Annotated in this window: 13 protein-coding genes; 6 read left to right on the top strand and 7 right to left on the bottom strand. The window is 55.6% G+C overall.

The genetic code is table 11. The features are described 5' to 3' along the window. Positions 1-16 precede the first annotated feature (16 nt). Entirely contained in the window at positions 17-343 is a 327-nt protein-coding gene (locus tag Fuma_RS06805; RefSeq protein WP_077023464.1) for a hypothetical protein, read from the bottom strand. Between the two features lie 71 nt (positions 344-414). Here Fuma_RS06805 and Fuma_RS06800 point away from each other — a divergent pair, with 71 nt between their 5' ends. Both Fuma_RS06800 and Fuma_RS06790 read left to right on the top strand, forming a co-directional pair. After that, entirely contained in the window at positions 415-1,875 is a 1,461-nt protein-coding gene (locus Fuma_RS06800; RefSeq protein ID WP_077022387.1) for an IS66 family transposase, read from the top strand. A 952-nt stretch (positions 1,876-2,827) separates the two neighbouring features. Then, on the top strand, positions 2,828-4,558 hold the full coding sequence (locus Fuma_RS06790; RefSeq protein ID WP_077023462.1) for an HAD family hydrolase: 1,731 nt from the start codon (positions 2,828-2,830) through the stop codon (positions 4,556-4,558). Here Fuma_RS06790 and Fuma_RS06785 read toward each other — a convergent pair. Next, a complete protein-coding gene (locus Fuma_RS06785; RefSeq protein ID WP_077023461.1) occupies positions 4,555-4,959 on the bottom strand; it encodes a DUF4332 domain-containing protein in 405 nt (134 codons plus the stop codon). The two genes, Fuma_RS06790 and Fuma_RS06785, sit on opposite strands and share 4 nt — an antisense overlap. 438 nt (positions 4,960-5,397) lie before the next feature. Between Fuma_RS06785 and Fuma_RS06780 the strand changes: the two genes are divergently transcribed. Together Fuma_RS06780 and Fuma_RS06775 are read left to right on the top strand one after the other, a co-directional pair. Then, on the top strand, positions 5,398-5,793 hold the full coding sequence (locus Fuma_RS06780; protein WP_077023460.1) for a response regulator: 396 nt from the start codon (positions 5,398-5,400) through the stop codon (positions 5,791-5,793). Positions 5,794-6,543: 750 nt separating this feature from the next. Further along, positions 6,544-8,130 carry a bifunctional aminoglycoside phosphotransferase/ATP-binding protein gene (locus Fuma_RS06775; protein ID WP_077023459.1) on the top strand — a complete coding sequence of 529 codons (1,587 nt, stop codon included), beginning with the start codon at positions 6,544-6,546 and terminating at the stop codon, positions 8,128-8,130. A 141-nt stretch (positions 8,131-8,271) separates the two neighbouring features. Here Fuma_RS06775 and Fuma_RS06770 read toward each other — a convergent pair whose 3' ends face one another. The 3 genes from Fuma_RS06770 to Fuma_RS06760 form a co-directional block, all read right to left on the bottom strand. Further along, positions 8,272-9,294 carry a hypothetical protein gene (locus Fuma_RS06770; protein ID WP_218922400.1) on the bottom strand — a complete coding sequence of 341 codons (1,023 nt, stop codon included), beginning with the start codon at positions 9,292-9,294 and terminating at the stop codon, positions 8,272-8,274. A 375-nt stretch (positions 9,295-9,669) separates the two neighbouring features. Continuing rightward, positions 9,670-10,530: a pirin family protein gene (locus Fuma_RS06765; RefSeq protein WP_077023457.1), complete on the bottom strand. Its 861-nt coding sequence runs from the start codon at positions 10,528-10,530 to the stop codon at positions 9,670-9,672. 47 nt (positions 10,531-10,577) lie between these two features. Then, the gene (locus Fuma_RS06760; RefSeq protein WP_077028152.1) at positions 10,578-11,246 is read right to left on the bottom strand and encodes an isochorismatase family protein; all 669 of its coding nucleotides are present in this window, start codon (positions 11,244-11,246) and stop codon (positions 10,578-10,580) included. Positions 11,247-11,418: 172 nt separating this feature from the next. On the opposite strand from Fuma_RS06760, the gene Fuma_RS06755 reads away from it, so the two are divergent. Together Fuma_RS06755 and Fuma_RS06750 are read left to right on the top strand one after the other, a co-directional pair. Then, positions 11,419-11,769, top strand: a complete 351-nt coding sequence (locus Fuma_RS06755; RefSeq protein ID WP_083732549.1) for a winged helix-turn-helix transcriptional regulator — start codon at positions 11,419-11,421, stop codon at positions 11,767-11,769. A 25-nt stretch (positions 11,770-11,794) separates the two neighbouring features. Then, entirely contained in the window at positions 11,795-12,376 is a 582-nt protein-coding gene (locus Fuma_RS06750) for an NADPH-dependent FMN reductase (RefSeq protein ID WP_077023456.1), read from the top strand. 120 nt (positions 12,377-12,496) lie between these two features. On the opposite strand, the gene Fuma_RS06745 is transcribed toward Fuma_RS06750, so the two are convergent. Then, positions 12,497-13,507 (bottom strand): dihydroorotate dehydrogenase-like protein, encoded by a 1,011-nt coding sequence (locus Fuma_RS06745; protein WP_077023455.1) that lies wholly within the window; start codon positions 13,505-13,507, stop codon positions 12,497-12,499. Between the two features lie 79 nt (positions 13,508-13,586). After that, positions 13,587-17,159, bottom strand: coding sequence for a pyruvate:ferredoxin (flavodoxin) oxidoreductase (gene nifJ, locus Fuma_RS06740; protein WP_077023454.1), 3,573 nt, complete (start codon positions 17,157-17,159; stop codon positions 13,587-13,589). Between the last annotated feature and the right edge of the window lie 35 nt (positions 17,160-17,194).

Here is a 17,194-nt window from a genome sequence, read left to right as displayed (position 1 = left end):
ATTCGATGGCAGCCGATTATTGCTCGTCGAACAAAGATTGAACGCCGTTCCAGAATTTCTGCCAACGATCCCGTTCGGCTTCAGGAAGGTCGGCCAAAGATTCCGGTGCTCGCACGGCATCGAAGTCTGGTGTGAGGATCCATTCGGCCAGGATCTGGCGCAAGTCTGCGTCTGAGATGCGGTTGTCGGCATGTTGAATCAACACTGCACTCAGCTGTTGCTGCAGCAAGCGAAGTGCAAATTCACGGCGGCGAGCAGCTTCCGCAGCCTGTTTGTCGTCGTCCACATTTTCCGGGGGAGAAACAGCCGCAGCCACGGCGGCTCGGGTGACGCCAGCCAACACGGACGGTAGCTGTCCATTTCAGCTTGGAGACTGGTCTTTTTCTGTCGGTTAGATTTTGATACGACAGGTGGATGGACACGGATGTCAGTCAGATCATCGCTGTGGAAGTGAAGCAGCTTGTGCTTAGCCTGCAGCGTGAGGTTGCGGAGCTGCGGGACGAGAACCGGCGGCTGCGTGATCGGATTGAAGAGCTCGAAGGTAAGAACCCCACAGAGCGACTCGACGAGGCGTTTTCGGTGACGGCGGAAGAGAGACGCCGCGCTGAAACGGGCCGCCGAAAAGGTCGCAAAAAACAATCCTCGGCGCGTCGCGGTCGTCGCACAACCGAGCAGAAAGCGGACAACGCCGAACGACGCGAACTCATTCTGCCGGAAGGTTACAACGTCGCAGAGTGCCGTTTCGTTCGGGAACGTTTCGTCTGGAGAGTGATCAACGGCCAAGCCGTGCAGGTCGTCTATGAAATCTATCACGGCCCCAACGGCGAGAAATCCGAAATTCCGGGCGTGTGGCCGCGGTCCGAATTCGGCATTGAAGTTCATATCGCGCTGGCTCGCATTGTGACCATCACGGGACTGTCGATCGACAAGACGTGTGCATTGATTGAATTCTTCTGGAATCTGCCGCTCGGCAAATCCCAGGCGGACGCTCTGTTGAATCAACTGGCACGGCGTTGGGAACAGGAATTCGAATCTCTGTGTGACCTGATGGCGTTCAGTGCGATTGTGCATGCAGACGAAACCAGTTGGAGTATCAACAGCGTGTGGGCTTTTTTGTCGGAGAAGGCGCGCGTGCTGATCTTCGGATGCCGCAAAGACGGCGACACACTGGCTCAGATCCTGTCGAAAGAATTGTTTGGAGGCGTGCTTGTTTCGGACGATGCGGCCGTGTACCGAGGTTTCAGTCACGCACAGAAATGCTGGGCTCACCTGCTGCGGAAGGCCATCCGTCTGACGCTGCTGAAGCCGGACAACGAAGAGTACCAGCGACTGCTCGACGGCCTGCTGGAAATTTTCTACGCGGCCAAACGCCACGCCGCCGATGGTCGTCTTGGCGATGCCGGTCGTGCGGCGAAGGTCGATGAACTTGATAACACGCTGGCGGCTCTGCTGGTGCGTTACTGCGCCGAGGATTCCGATGTTCGGGCGGCCGACTTCGGCAAGGATTTTGACAACCTGGTCTCAGAACTGATTCGGCTGATGACGGAAGAGGAGTTGTTTTGTTTTGTGACAAGCCCGGCCGCGCCAGCAACGAACAACGAAGCGGAACGCAGTCTTCGCGGCGCGGCCATGGACCGTCGCACAGGTCGAACGAGCAAAACATCGAAGGGAGCCCGTCGCCGCAGCATTCTTACAAGCGTCCTGGAATCGCTGAATCTCCATCTGAAAACACCAACGCTCAGTTCCGTGGTGGCCGAGGTCATGACGTGGCAGCAGGATGGATTCAGTCTGTTTGATCGACTGAAACTTGAAGTCGGCCTGACCTCCGCGCCGCCCGGTCAGTCGCGACTGTCCAAACTCGTCCCCGCCAACTGAACACCACACCTCACGCTGCGCACCACGCGGAAATGGACAGCTACCTTTGCGGGAACGGGAGCAATGTGTGTGTGTGACCGGGGGTGGAACGAGGAACAAGTGAAACGCCGGGGGCCTTCCCAAGGCTGGTAGCACCAAAGAGTTTTGGCAAGATTCTGAAGGCGTCTGAACTCAACTCACATGGCCACTGGCATCAAAATTGCGATAATCGAAATCCCACAGCGTGCTAATAATTCTCTTCAACTTAACCAAAGGAGTAGACCAATGAAGTGTGTTTTCACCGCCGCATTGCTTTCGTGTTGCGTTGCGGCACAAGCTCAGCGACCGGATCTCGCCGCGTGCCCGTGCGGTCCTGACTGGATTGTGGGTTCAGACAGAGCCCTCATACCGCAAACGTGGCACGGAGCCGATTTTCGACCGGCTTGCGCGCGGCACGACGCCTGCCTGAGCGGCTGCTGTCAGAATCGACGGCAGTGTGACCGACAGTTCGCCTCTGAACTGCGCCAGGCATGCCGCAACTCATCGCGGCCCTGGGAATGTCGTCGAGTCACACGATTGATGGCAAAAGCCGTGCGGTCGTATGGTGGTCGGGAGCTGACGCCTTACGAAAAAAGTCAGGCAATTAGTCGGCTGCGTCAGGTGAACGCTCGCTTCGGCCGAAACCCGTATCCATAAGGGGTTGCTGTTAGCGACACAATGGCGCCGGCATACCGGGAGTCAAAGTGTTTCGCGCCGCAAACCTTCTACACGGCGCGTGACGATGCGGCATGAAGTTTGTGTCGCGAATGGAATCGTGACACATTTTCCGGGCTGCGCTACTGTGCTAAGTCGCACGCGCCGTGGCTCGAAATGTGCCCGGCGGACACAGTGATCGCTAACTTTGCGGAAGCGGCGCGGCTTGTTTGGCACCGCATGTTTTCGCCTTGTGATCTGATAACCAGGAAAGCACGCCATGCGACTGCGAGTTATTGCCACTGATTACGATGGTACCATCGCAACGGACGGCGTGTTACATCCGGTTGTGCGCGACGCGATCGACACGGCGCGTCGGCAAGGCGTGCTGGTGGTGATCGTGACCGGGCGGATTCTCTCTGAGCTACGAGACGTCGCCGGTGATCTGAATTTTGTGGATGGCGTTGTCGCAGAAAACGGGGCGGTAATTTCTTTGGCGGGTGGTCACACCGTGCAACTTGGCCAATCGCCGCCGATGTCGCTGGTGACGGCGCTCACGGAACGCGGAATCGACTTCAAAGTGGGGCGCTGCGTGATCGAAATGGATGCCGGGTTCTCGGCCGTGGCGATGTCTTTGATTCGTGAGCAGGAATTGCCGCTCGCCATCTCCTTCAACCGGCAGCGAATGATGCTGTTGCCAGCTTCGATCAGCAAGTCGTCGGGCCTGCAGCAACTGCTGGGAATACTCGGGGTATCGCGTCACAATGCGTTGGGGATCGGTGACGCGGAGAACGACCATGAACTGTTGCGATGTTGTGAGTACGCGGTTGCCGTTCAATGGGGGTCGGAAAAGCTAAAACAGTGTGCCGATCACGTGGTCGCTGGCAATGGACCTGCAGCGGTGGGTGCGTTCCTGAAACACGTATCCAGTCAGGTGCGTTTACCGCTTGAACACTCGGGCCATCACAAGGTGGTGCTGGAAGCCGTCGAAGGGCAGCCTCCCTTTGAAATGGTGATTCGAGGTCGCAATGTGCTGATTGCCGGCGATACTCAAAGCGGCAAGTCGTGGCTGGCCGGCTTGCTGATGGAACAAATGATCGTCCAGGGCTACACCGTCTACGTGTTCGATCCGGAAGGCGATTACGCAAGCCTGGGAGCTCTGCCGAACACGGTCGTACTCGGCGGCGGCCATTTCCTGCCCGAGACTGAAAACCTGTTGCTGTTGCTTCAGCAGGGGTTAAACGTTGTATTGAATCTGTCGCATCTGGACCACCAAACGAAGGCTGACTACATCCACACTCACTTGCCACTGGTCGCGAAGTTTCGTCGCGAACGCGGCTATCCTCACCGCATCCTGCTGGATGAAAGTCACTACTTCCTTAACGGCATCGACGACGACAAGCTGCTGGACCTTGACCTGGCGGCTTACACGCTGGTGACGTGGCGACCTTCGGAACTCAGCGCCTCAGTATCGAAGGCGATGGACATCGTGGCGGTGACTCGGTTGGCAGAAAAAAATGAAGTCGACGCCATTGCCGCTCTTTCCGGCGACGCAACAGATCCGGCACGATGGTACGAACCATTGGCAAACCTTGCTGTCGACGAAGCCGCTCTTCTTCCACCAACAGCAGAAGCGAAGGGCGCACTGCGCGGTTTTCGAGTTGCTCCTCGACTGACACAACACGTGCGGCATTGCACCAAATATCTGGACAAGGCGGTGGATGCGCAGAAAGCGTTTGTTTTCTCAGAAAACGGTACGCCCACAGGCCGCACTTCCGCGACACTTTGTGATCTCGTGACCGGCATCGCCGACTGTGCCACGCATGTGATCTATGGTCACCTGCAACGTCACGACTTCTCACGTTGGATCGGCCACGTCTTCGGAGACAACGACCTGGCGGGCTCAGTGCGAATTTTGGAATCGCAACATCTCGCGTCAGACACCGTACCAGCCTTCAGCGAAGCACTTGATGGTGCCATTCGAGAACGTTACCACGCGACAAGGCGCTAATACTCGATCACGCGATCCAGTTTTTTCGCCTGCTGAATCCAGTCCCGTACGCGTGCTTCACCCGGCACGTGCCTCACCAGGTTCCGCTTTTGATTGACTTCAATCATTTTCGCGTAGAGGTGCTCCGCCTTGCGCTGAGCCAACTCGGGCACAGTGTCTACGCCAGCGGCTTCCAGAAGGTCTGAGTATTCTTCGCCAACGCCACGGATGCGAAACAGGTCGGCTCGATTCACAAACGCCAGCAGCTTACTTCCACTCACGCCTGATTCTCGAGAAATCTGACGGCGTCCCTGTCGTGTCGCGCATCGTCGAAGCAATGTCTGCGTTGTGCCGATCTTCGCTTGGGCAAGTTTCTCAGCATACTGCTCGCCAATTCCCTCAATGTTTACAAGTGCTGGCATGGTTGTCTCCTTTCGCGTTGTACGTGTTTCGGCCAAAGCCTTCGCGAACGATGAGCAATGCAAATGCAGTACCGAACTGCGTCGCACAGACGTCACGCCATGGAACCGTGCTCTCCCGCACGCTGCGGCGAACCTGGACCTCTAACCCGCACGACTTCACGATGCTTTTTTCAAGCGGGCAATGCTTCCTGTAAATTGCCCATTCTGCCACAGCCTGTTGGCGCGTAGTCGAACTTCCGGCATGCAACTTCGGTGCTCTTAGATTGCGTATTTCTGTAGACCAGATATCGTATGCCAATAAAGCAACGCTGAAAGCAGCCACTGTCTTCAGGCGATGCACGGACGCGTCGTTACTTCGCACGAGCGCGCGACTGGACTCTGACAGCGGGCACCATCGTCGGCAGAACTTCACTGTGGATCGATCAGGGGACTGACGTCATGGAGATTGACATTCTGTTAGCGGACGCGGACGAATCACTGCGAGAACTCTATCGCGACTACTTCACTCGCAAAGGGTGGTCCATCGAAACGGCGGGGGATGACGCCGAATGTGCGATGAAAATTCGAGAGTTCAACCCTCGTTTTCTTATCGTCGATCTTGAACTATTTGAAAGCGACGCCGCAGCGATACAGTCGCTCAGTTTGTTGCTGAATGAAGTGCCAACGATCATCGTGACCGGCGATGACCTTCCACCGCGATTATCAGAACTAAGCGGAGTCCCGGTTTCACACTGCTTCCGTAAACCATACAGCTTCATGGCGTTGCTGAAGTGCATGCGTACCCCAACAACCCCCCGCCCAGCGGAGCCAACTCTCGAAGCCACCGCTGTCTGAAAAGACTGTTGAGCAATGTAGCGACCGCGAAATCGTCGGAGGGCAATTCGGGACCTTGTGTCGAATTGCCATCTTGCGATTGACTTCCAATTGACTTCCAATCGAGACAGGCTTGCGTAAGCGATCTGAGCATCAAAGAAGCGATGTTGGTTTCTCGCGGCACGGGAACTGATGGCTCAACGTTCCAGTGCCCGAGCCCCATCCCGTGATTTCCTGCGGATGTCTACAACCATCCCACTGTCGGCTACGAAGCCGTTTTGGTTGACTCTGTGCAAGGCTGAATCGTCGCTCTACCATTTGCGAAATGCCTGGTCAGTTTAGGTCTCGCAACCGGGCGCATTCTCCGAATGCGATTGCTCCATTGCCGGGCGCCGCAATTGGTTGTGCACAGGGCTGCAAAGGTGTTTTGTCAGAACCCGCACATGCTTCGCCGCAACGTGCCCATTTTGTCCGGCCCTCAAATCAATTGCAGAGACGATTCACATTTGCTGGGAGCTTGTCGGTGAAGTCAAGCTCTAGGCACTGTCGCCTACAGGGAGGTGCGTGTCGAAGGCGCGCGGTCCGCCAGTCTTGTGGCCGAGTCGCCAGCGATACGTGCGACTGAGACACGATTTTATTCTATTATGTCTCATTCAAAGCAGATGCGCAAGTGGGCGGCTGCATCGACGGGAATGGCATGTCCATTTCCTAAATACTTCAGAAGTTCGTTTGCGCACTGCTATGCACGAGAGACACACAGGACCTGCCCAATTGACGCTCACTGAGCTAATCGCGGGACTAAAGGATCCCGCTGCGTGGCCGAATTCGGTTTCGGAAGTGGAGGTCCGTCAGACGCATATCTCAGTCGTTTTTTTGGCCGGTGACTGCGTGTACAAAGTCAAGAAGGCTGTCGACTACGGTTTCCTTGACTTCGCGACACTCGAAAAACGCCGGCACTATTGCGACGAAGAAGTGCGATTGAACCGGCGTCTGGCTCCCGATGTCTATTTGGGTGTTGTGCCGATCACGCGAAGTGGCGAGCAACTGAGCTTCGAAGGGGACGGCGACACGGTGGAATGGGCGGTGAAGATGCGGCGTTTGCCGGATGAGGCCACTCTGCAATACCGGCTACGTCACGGCGATGTCGACGTCGATGTGATGAGAAACCTCGGACGCAGAATTGCAGATTTCCATGCGAAGGCAGATTCCGGACCGTCTGTCGCTGAGTTTGGTCGCTTCGATGTCGTGGCCGGGAATGCGCGTGAGAACTTTCGCCAGTCGAAAGATCAGATTTGGAAGACGGTCAGTGAATCTGTCTTTGAGCGACTTGAGAAATTGACCGAGGAGGCGTTGGCTCAACATCGGCAGCTGATTTCCTTACGTGCCGAATGTGGCGTTCCGCGCGATACGCATGGTGATCTTCGTCTGGATCACGTCTACCTGTTGCCTGACCGCGAGCCGCCGGGCGAAATCGTTGTTGTAGACTGCATTGAATTTTCCGAACGGTTTCGTTTCGCCGATCCTATTGCGGACGTCGCCTTTCTGGTGATGGGGCTAAACCTGCGTGGCCGCAAAGAACTGGGACGTGAGTTCCTTGAGTCTTACCTGGCAGCGTCGGGAGACGAAGAAGGAGCAGAGCTCGTTTCGTTCTACACAGCCTACCGCGCAACGGTTCGCGGGAAGGTGGAAGGCATGAAGCTGAGTCGCGACGAAATGACGGACGCCGATCGCGAACGTGCGATGTCAAAATCACGAGGCTCCTGGTTGCTTGCACTCGGCGAACTGGAGACACCGATTGACCGTCCGTGTCTGCTGTTAATCGCAGGCCTGCCAGGCACCGGAAAATCCAGATTAGCCGAATCGCTCGCCGATCAGGCCAATTTACAAGTCATTCGGTCCGATGTCGTCCGCAAGGAACTCGCTGGCGTCGCAGAAGTGCAGCACGACGCCGCTGAATTCGGCGAAGGTATTTATACCAACGAGTGGAATCGTCGCACGTATGCGGAATGCCTCCGGCGCGCGGAGGAATTGCTGTTCGAAGGAGGGCGAGTCATCGTGGATGCGAACTTCCGCTCAGAAACCGACCGTCATACTTTTCTCAACGCGGCAACGCAGTTGGGAGTGCGTTCCGGCATGCTGCTCTGTGAAGCGAACTCGGAAGTTGTCCGGAAGCGACTGCAACAGCGGCGCGGAGATGCCTCCGACGCGGATTGGTCTACCTACGAACGGGCTGCAACAACCTGGGAAGAGCCAGGTCCTCAGACGCAGGCAGCTACTAAAACAGTCGATACGGACGGAACGGCGGAAGATGTGACGGCCCAAGCGCTGAAAGTTCTGACTGAAATGCACGTGACATAACCGCCGCGGCTGCCTCTGGTCAGGACGCTGCTCGTGGTTTTGAGCCAGAGGGTGTGTTCCAAGCGGCTTCGACAAGCTGGGCACGCTTCCGTTTCGACCAGCGTGAAATTCGCGTTGCGTTCTGTTTTTGAGTGAATGCAGTCAATCGACTTGCATCTCGAACGTCGCAGCAGAATAGCGTTTGCCGTTGATTTGCAGCGTGATGCGGTGAGTACCGGGATAAAGCGTGAAGGTCGTCGCATTCGCTCGGAACGGATGCCGCTTGGTGATGGTTTTCGATTCGCCTTTCGCGAGCTCGATCTGCTTAATCTTGAACACCTTTTCAGCCATCGTTCCGTTCGCCTTCACGAAATCAATTGCGTAGTCGATCATCAAGCGTTCGTCGCGCTCGGCTGTCACGTTAAACTGAAACTGCAGCGTTTCACCGGGCTTGACTGATTTGGCCGACAGCAGAACAGGCGAGACTGCGACCTTCGGATGTGCTCGATAACCAAGCATTCTTAGAGCTGCCGCGTCGCCCTGCTTGACCAGCGTTCGCAGCGAATGCGCCGTCATCCATTGAAGTTCTGTCGGACGTTGTTCTTTCAGCCTGTGCCACTGTTTGAGTGTCTTGATGACGAGTGCCGGATCAGCCTTAGCGATGTCGTTCATGTGATTCGCGATCGACCGAGTGACGTAACGAGTCGGGTCGGCATGCAGTGTGCCAAGTAGCTCAAGCGGGCGGCGCGTGTCGGTCTTTAATCGCCCCGACCAGGGCAGTCGTGGGCGAGTCCCCTCGCTCACCAGACGGCGGACATGGTAATTTTTATCCTTTGACCATTTGTGCAGCTCAGTAAAGGTCGGATAAGGAAATTCATTGATGAAGTAGCGAATGGCATCTTCCATCGAAAACCGCATCGTGAGTTGCTTCAACGTTTGCAGCGACAATTTCAAATGCGGCTTCGTTAATCCGTGCCGGACCACATATTCACCGAGCGGGGCGAAGATGTAGTCTCCAAAATCATCGTCATTTCTGGTTGGATCCAACGGCGGTGGCAGCGCGGTCGTGATTTGCCTGGCCGCGACTCGGAAGTCTGAATCAAGATGATCTTCGAGCGTGCTCGCAATATGTGCGATCCGCTGTTTCAGTTCGAGTTGCGGAAACTTCGTGATCGTCTGACGCACAAAATGGCTCGCGTCGAAGCCTTCAACCACCGGACTCAACAGGCTGGCCAAATACTCGACGCGATCTTTATTGAAGAGATGGTCCTTTAAGCTGAATTTAGCCGAGGGCTCTTTTGAGATTGCTATGATTCGCTCCCTATTGCTTCAAACTGGTCGATGACGACTTCCTGGCTAGCGCGGCAAACTTAAGCCAGAATTGCTGGAGTTGTTCGACGCATTTCAACTATACAATTGTGTTGCCCGGGATTCATTCGAGGCAAATGTTAACAACGCGCTGGAGAATGCAATCGCCGTTCAATGAAAGAAGGTCGAGCGGCCCCGTTCTGTCCGCTCGACCTATGTTTTGCTGCGAGACACTAATTGCCTCACGATTCGCTACGCCAGGTGGCCCATTTTTCCGGCTTGATAGTCTCGCATCGCTTGTTGGATTTCGTCACGAGTGTTCATGACGAATGGTCCCTGACCAGCGACAGGTTCACCAATAGGCTGCCCGGTCAACACGAGAACTCGCGAGGCTGAGTCGGATTCGAGCGTAACAATACTTCCTTCACGTTCGAACTGCGCCAATTCGACAGCCTCGACCGCTTCTCCATTGATTCTGACGCTGCCTTTTTGAACGATGAACACGCAGGTATGACCATCTGGTACATGTACGTCAGTCTTGCCGTCAGCTGCCAACTGCATATCCCAAACGTTGACTGCAGTAAACGTGCTGGCCGGACCGGTTTGCCCCATGAACTCACCGGCGATCACACGAACTGTTCCTGCGTCGCCTGGCAATGAGACTCGAGGAAACTGTTTGTCGCGTAAGTCCTGATACTTTGGTTGAGAAGCCTTGTCCTTTGCGGGTAGGTTCACCCAAAGCTGCACCATTTCCAGCACTCCGCCTTCTTTGGCAAAGCGACGACTATGGAATTCTTCATGAACAATCCCGGACGCCGCCGTCATCCACTGCACATCGCCAGGTCCAATCGTTCCGTGACCGCCACTGGAATCTGCATGTTCCAACTCTCCCTGATACAGGATCGTGACAGTTTCAAATCCCTTGTGCGGATGCTCACCAACACCGCGTTTGGCCTGGTCGGGCTCGAATTCATGTGGTCCTGCATAGTCCAGCAGCAGCAACGGATCAAACTCGTTGCCACCACCATAAGAAAACAGGCTGCGCACAGGGAATCCGTCACCAACCCAGTGTTGAGGAATGTCGCGAACGATCTTCTTAAGCTTCTTTTCCATGACTTGATCTCCCGTTTGGTGATGACAACGGATTAATTTGAATTCAGTTATTGGAACTTGTCCATCATGGTTTCAGGTCCATCCTTGACCACCGCCTGAGCCTTGTCGTAGCTTTCCATCAGGCACTTGTAGGTGGGCACTATGTGTTCTGCGATGATTGCTCCGAACTGTGATCCTTCAGCACGGTTCCAGGTCCGCATCAGCTCAGCAACCATAGCGAACGTGTCCATCGGAATCGCGCCGGCCTGTGCGACGCGTGCGATTGTTATGTCGGTCGCCATCTTGCTCCAGTTGCCGGAAGCGTCGACAACACAGTACGCTTTGTAGCCCGCATCGATTGCGCTGATTGCCGGAAACGCCATGCAGACACTTGTCAGCGTGCCAGCGATCACGACCGTCTTGCGGCCCGTCTTTTCGATCGCTTCGACAAACGGCGGATTGTCCCACGCGTTGATCTGCCCGGTCCGCGGAATGAACTGAGCGTGCGGGGCGTATTGGTGAATTTCCGGAATCAGCGGCCCGTTCGGGCCATCGGGAACTGACGCGGTCGTCACCACGGGGATCTTCAGCAGGGACGCAGTCTTGGCCAAAGCAATCGCGTAGTTTCGCAGATCCGGCACAGGGACGTCCTGCACCGTGTTGAACAATCCACTTTGGTGATCGATAAGCAACATGACAACATCGTCCGGGTCGATCATTCCATTTGTTGATGCCATTTTCGGTCTCCTGCGTGATGGTGAAACGAGAAACGCAAACAGCGACGCGACGTGTTTCAAAAGAACAAAACCGCGAACCATTTGACGCCTTGATTTCTACGCCGCACGAATTCATAATGCAAGTACGGGCCAAATGGTTAGTAGTTACATTTAGGTTACTTTGGGCAGCACGATGGCCGGAAAAATCAAGGCAAAAGCGGCGAGTTGCCCGGTCGAAACGACTTTGAAAATCATCGGCGGACGGTGGAAAGTGTTGATCATTGACTTTTTGCTTGAGGACACGAAGCGTTTTGGCGAGCTGACTCGGTGCCTCGGCAGCATTTCTGCTCGAACGCTGTCAAAACAACTGCGAGAACTGGAAGACGACGGCGTCGTGAATCGCAAGGACTTTGGCGAAATTCCGCCGAAGGTCGAATACTCACTGACGCCGCTCGGCCGGTCTCTCGAATCTGTGCTACTGGCGATGGAAGCGTGGGGCAGGACCGTTGAAAAACAATTAAAGAAGCGGAAACGCAATTCATGAACGATTTCACGGAGGAGAAAGATTAATGACCGCAAAGATTCTGGCATTCTCGGGCAGTTCGCGGCGTGACTCCTTCAACAAGAAGCTGGTCACGTTCGCTGCCGACCAGGCTCGCAAGCTTGGTGGCGACGTCACATTGATCGATCTTCGCGACTTCGCCATGCCTCTTTACGACGGAGACCTGGAAGCTGAACAAGGCCCGCCGGAAGGGGCAACGCAGCTGTTCAAACTGATGAAGGAACATCAGGGGCTGCTGCTCGCCTGCCCGGAATACAACAGCTCCATCACACCACTATTGAAGAATGCGATCGACTGGGTATCTCGACCACGTGAAGGTGAGCAACGGTTGGCGGCATTCACAGGTAAAGTGGCGGGATTGCTGAGTGCCTCACCGGGGCAACTCGGCGGCTTGCGCGGGTTGGTCCACGTCCGCTCAATTCTCAGCAGCATCGGAACGTTTGTCGTACCAGGCCAGGTTGCCGTTTCAGCAGCTCATGAAGCCTTCGACGAGAACGGTTCGATACGTGACAGTGCGGTCGCAGAACGGATCGAAGCTGTAGTTGCTCAATTGGTTGAGACAACAGCCAAACTCAATGCGACCCAATAACCAGTTTGCCAGCAGGTTAGCCCAGGTAGACCAGGCATTTCGCAGGCAATCGCCAGCGGAATGCAACAGGAACTCTGTTGTCGCGGCCGGGCAGGTTTTTATGACCATCAGTGGAGGGTTCTAAACATACGGGCCGGTATATGACGTCAGCGCCTTCATATAGTTGGACCGTTCCAGGGCGGCGGCATCCGGGCAGTTTTTGTAGCTCATGCCGCCTTTAAATTGGGACACCGACTTGTAGCCGTGCTCGTTCAACCAGAGTTGCAATTCGTCCAGCATGGTCTTCACAATGTCCGGCCCACGTCGCAAAATCGAACTGGCAATCATGGTAACGTCAGCCCCGGCCATCAGCAGTTTCACCATACCCTTGTGGTCGTGGATCCCGGACGTGGCCGCCAATGACGCCTGTATCTGGCCGCGTAAGATGGCAATCCAGCGAAGTGGAAGTCGCATTTCGCTGGCGTGACTGAGATCGATTCGAGCATCAATTTCCATGGTTTCCAGATTGATGTCCGGCTGCATAAAACGATTGAACAACACGAGCCCGTCTGCCCCGCATTCGTTTAATCGCTTTGCGAAATTGGCCAGCGAACTGAAGTACGGCCCAACTTTCACGGCCAGGGGAATGCTGATCTGAGACTTCACTTCCGAAACGAGATCCAGATAGTTGTTTTCGATCTGAGCCGCTGCGACGTTGGCGTCTGTGGGAAGGTAGTACATGTTAAATTCCAGAGCACTCGCTCCGGCCGATTCGATTTTTTTTGCATAGCGTGTCCACCCGCCTTTGGTGACTCCGTTCAGGCTGCCAATGATCGGGACGTCGACAGCATCACACGCCTTCTCGATCATGCGCAGGTATTGGTCGGCTCCCGTGTTGTAGTCGTCCATTTCGGGAAAATACGTGGCAGCTTCGGCGAAGGATTCAGCTCCGTATTCCTGCAAGGAACCAAATTGAAATTCTTCAAATTCAACCTGCTCTTCAAACAATGACGGCATCACCACGGCAGCGATACCGGCATGTTCGAGATCCTTCAGCATGTCCACGTTGGCGTTCGCGGGACTCGCCGATGCAACCAGTGGATTTTTGAGGTGCATGCCGAGATAGTCGGTGGAAAGATTGACAGTGCTCATGTGATTTCCCGATTCGTTAGTAAATGGACGCCATCGAATGGATTTGGCCGGCGGGGGATGTGATTGGGTGTCGGACGGTTTATCCCTCCACGCTTGCAATCTCACGGTTCATCCCGGCCATTTGCTCGTAGAAGTTCCACTGGTCTTTGATGTCTTCCTGAGCCAGCGTAAACAAACGCTCGGCTTCCTGAGGATTCGTGCGTGTTAGTGTCGCGAAGCGAGCTTCCTTCTGCGCGAATTCGCGGAACGACATGCGCGGCTTGCGGCTGTCGAGCTGGAACGCGTGCTGGCCTTCGTGAGCCAGGCGTGGGTCGTAGCGGTACAGCGGCCAGTAGCCACTGGCAACAGCGTCTTTTTCGCGAACCATCATTTGCGACATATCGATGCCGTGAGCAATGCACGGGCTATATGCCAGAATGATCGATGGGCCGTGATACGATTCGGCTTCGTTGAAGGCCTTGATCGCCTGATTCGGGTTCGATCCCATCGATATCTTCGCCACGTATACATGTCCGTAGTCGACAGCGATCATGCCCAGATCCTTCTTGCGAATCGTTTTGCCTCCGGATGCGAATTTCGCAATGGCGGCTCGCGGGGTTGACTTCGACGCCTGACCGCCCGTGTTGGAATAGACTTCTGTGTCCAGAACAAGCACGTTGACGTCTTTGTTCGACGCCATCACGTGGTCGAGGCCCCCAAAGCCGATGTCGTAGGCCCAGCCGTCTCCGCCGACAATCCACACGCTTTTCTGCACCAGATAATTCAGCGACGCCAACAGTTCGTCTGCGTCAGCAGTGCCCATGGTCGTCAGCTTTTCTCGCAGGATATCTACCCGCTGACGCTGCAGTTGAACTTCGTCGTCCGTGTTTTGCGGTGCATTCAGAATTTCCTCCGCCAGCTTCACGTCAACCTGCATTCGCATGCGTTGCAACAGATCACGGGCGTTATTTTGCTGGTGAGTTACCGCCATTCTCATACCCAGCCCAAATTCGGCGTTGTCCTCAAACAGCGAATTCGACCACGCGGGACCGCGGCCTTCGCTGTTGGTGGCATAAGGAGTGGTGGGCAGGTTGCCACCATAAATCGACGAACACCCGGTGGCGTTGGCGATCAACAGGCGGTCACCGAACAACTGAGTCAACAGTTTCAGGTAAGGAGTTTCTCCACAGCCAGCACAAGCTCCGGAATATTCAAACAATGGCTGCAGCAACTGCGTCCCTTTGATCTGATCGTGCCGCACGGTGGAACGATCGATTTCGGGAATGGACAGGAAGAACTCGAAGTTCTCACGTTCGTCTGCAAGGTGCTCAACCTTTGGTTCCATGTTGATCGCTTTGTGCTTTGCCACTTCCTTGCTACGAGCCGGGCAGACTTCCACGCACACTCCGCATCCCGTGCAGTCGTCAGGAGCCACCTGAATTGTCATGCGATGCTCTGGCAGATCTTTTCCGCTGACTTCCAGCGTTTGAAAAACGGACGGAGCGTTGTTCACGGCAGAGGCTTCAAACGCTTTCGAGCGTATCGCGGCATGAGGGCACACAAAGGCACACAGGCCGCACTGAATACAGATGTCCGGATCCCAGATGGGAATGTCCTGCGCGATACTTCGGCGTTCAAACTTCGCCGTTCCCGTGATGAACGTGCCATCGACCGGCAACGCACTCACAGGTAGCCGATCGCCCATGCCGGACAAAATCACGCCCGTCACTTTCTTCACGAAGTCCGGAGCGTGATCAGGCACGGCGACTTGCCGTCGCGTTGTTGAACTAGCGGCCGCTGGCGCAGTGACTTCCTGCAGTGCCTGCAAAGTTTGATCGACGGCTTCGCAGTTCTTGCGAATCAGGCTCTCACCCTTCTTGCCGTAGGATTTTTTGATCGCGTCTTTGATGCGTTCAATGGCTTCATTCTTCGGCAGAATGTCGGCCAACGCAAAAAAGCAGGTTTGCATCACGGTGTTAATGCGGCCTCCCAGTCCGGCGTCGCGAGCCAGCTTGTAGGCGTCGATCACATAGAACTTCAACTGTTTGTCCAGGATTTGCTGCTGAGCCTCCTGCGGCAGGTGTTGCCAGACGTCGTCTGAACCCCAGGAGCTATTCAATAAGAACGTGGCACCGTGCTCAGCCACCGACAGCACGTCACGCGTGTTCATAAACTGAAACTGATGACAGGCCACGAAGTCCGCCTGTTGGATCAGGTACGTCGACTGGATCGGCTGAGGGCTGAACCGCAGATGTGAAACCGTAACCGCTCCGGCCTTTTTTGAGTCATAAACGAAATACCCTTGAGCGTGCAACGGAGTGTTTTCGCCCACGATCTTGACGGAGTTTTTGTTCGCTCCGACCGTGCCATCACTACCGAGACCGTAGAAAACAGACCGCCGCACGTCTGGCGATTCGGTAAAGCGATCAGCTTCGACCGGAAGACTCAGGTTAGTCACATCGTCGGTGATGCCGACGGTAAAATGCTGCTTCGGCGCGGCTTGCTTGAGTTCATCCAGTGTCGCCGCTGCCATGGCCGGAGTAAACTCCTTCGACGACAGACCGTACCGCCCGCCTGTTACCATCGGCATCGGATGCATACCGCCCTTCGCCTGCGCCCAGCGTTCTGCCAGTGCGGCGACGACGTCCTGATATAGCGGTTCACCAACGGCACCGGGTTCCTTGGTGCGGTCCAACACGGCGATGTGTTTTACGCTGGCGGGAATCACATCAACAAATCGCGCAACATCAAACGGGCGATACAACCGGACTCGTACCAGCCCGACTTTTTCGCCGGCAGCGTTCATTGCTGCCACCGCTTCTTCGGCGGCTCCACTGCCCGAACCCATCATCACGACAATGCGCTCCGCGTCGTCGGCTCCGACATAATCGAACAGGTGATACGATCGCCCGGTGAGTTCCGCAAACTGATCCATGACCTGCTGCACGGTCTCCGGCGCATCGTTGTAGAATGGGTTTGCGGCTTCGCGAGCCTGAAAGAAAACGTCAGGGTTCTGGGCTGTTCCACGCAATACCGGACGATCCGGTGTGAGGGCTCGGTCCCGAAACGCTCGTATGGCATCTCGATCCATCATCTGCAGAATGGCGTCTTCCGGCAGCAGATCGATCTTGTTTAATTCGTGAGAAGTTCGGAACCCGTCAAAGAAATGAAGGAAGGGCAGACGCGATTTCAACGTCGCAGCATGTGCGATTACGCTCATATCGTGCGACTCTTGTACACTGCCCGAGCACAACATCGCCCAGCCTGTCATGCGCGCCGCCATAACATCGCTGTGGTCCCCGAAGATGGACAAGGCATGCGTTGCCATAGTACGAGCGGCCACATGAAAGACGGCGGGAGTCAGTTCTCCGGCGATTTTAAACATGTTGGGCAGCATCAGCAGCAGCCCCTGCGACGCGGTGAACGTCGTCGTAAGAGCTCCTGCCTGCAAAGAACCGTGAACCGTCCCAGCGGCGCCGCCTTCGCTTTGCATTTCCATCACATCCGGCACGCTGCCGAACACGTTTTTTCGCCCGCGCGCCGCCCATACGTCGTCCAGTTCTCCCATCGGAGACGCGGGCGTGATGGGATAAATGGCAATGACCTCGCTGACGGCGTAAGCAACATTCGCGGCGGCTTCGTTGCCGTCGATCGTCACAGCTTGCTGATCCATGGAGGGCTCCTGATTGAGGGATGCCGGAAGCTACA

This window comes from Fuerstiella marisgermanici, assembly GCF_001983935.1.
Taxonomy (GTDB): domain Bacteria; phylum Planctomycetota; class Planctomycetia; order Planctomycetales; family Planctomycetaceae; genus Fuerstiella; species Fuerstiella marisgermanici.
The sequence above is the reverse complement of the archived record's forward strand: the minus strand, read 5'-3'. Positions and strand labels throughout refer to the sequence as shown.

Bases quoted from the DNA above. Each gene is read 5' to 3' on its own strand.
- Fuma_RS06800 (WP_077022387.1), top strand. From the start codon at position 415: ATGGACACGGATGTCAGTCAGATCATCGCTGTGGAAGTGAAGCAGCTT.
- Fuma_RS06790 (WP_077023462.1), top strand. From the start codon at position 2,828: ATGCGACTGCGAGTTATTGCCACTGATTACGATGGTACCATCGCAACG.
- Fuma_RS06785 (WP_077023461.1), bottom strand. From the start codon at position 4,959: ATGCCAGCACTTGTAAACATTGAGGGAATTGGCGAGCAGTATGCTGAG.
- Fuma_RS06780 (WP_077023460.1), top strand. From the start codon at position 5,398: ATGGAGATTGACATTCTGTTAGCGGACGCGGACGAATCACTGCGAGAA.
- Fuma_RS06765 (WP_077023457.1), bottom strand. From the start codon at position 10,530: ATGGAAAAGAAGCTTAAGAAGATCGTTCGCGACATTCCTCAACACTGG.
- Fuma_RS06760 (WP_077028152.1), bottom strand. From the start codon at position 11,246: ATGGCATCAACAAATGGAATGATCGACCCGGACGATGTTGTCATGTTG.
- Fuma_RS06755 (WP_083732549.1), top strand. From the start codon at position 11,419: ATGGCCGGAAAAATCAAGGCAAAAGCGGCGAGTTGCCCGGTCGAAACG.
- Fuma_RS06750 (WP_077023456.1), top strand. From the start codon at position 11,795: ATGACCGCAAAGATTCTGGCATTCTCGGGCAGTTCGCGGCGTGACTCC.
- Fuma_RS06745 (WP_077023455.1), bottom strand. From the start codon at position 13,507: ATGAGCACTGTCAATCTTTCCACCGACTATCTCGGCATGCACCTCAAA.
- nifJ (WP_077023454.1), bottom strand. From the start codon at position 17,159: ATGGATCAGCAAGCTGTGACGATCGACGGCAACGAAGCCGCCGCGAAT.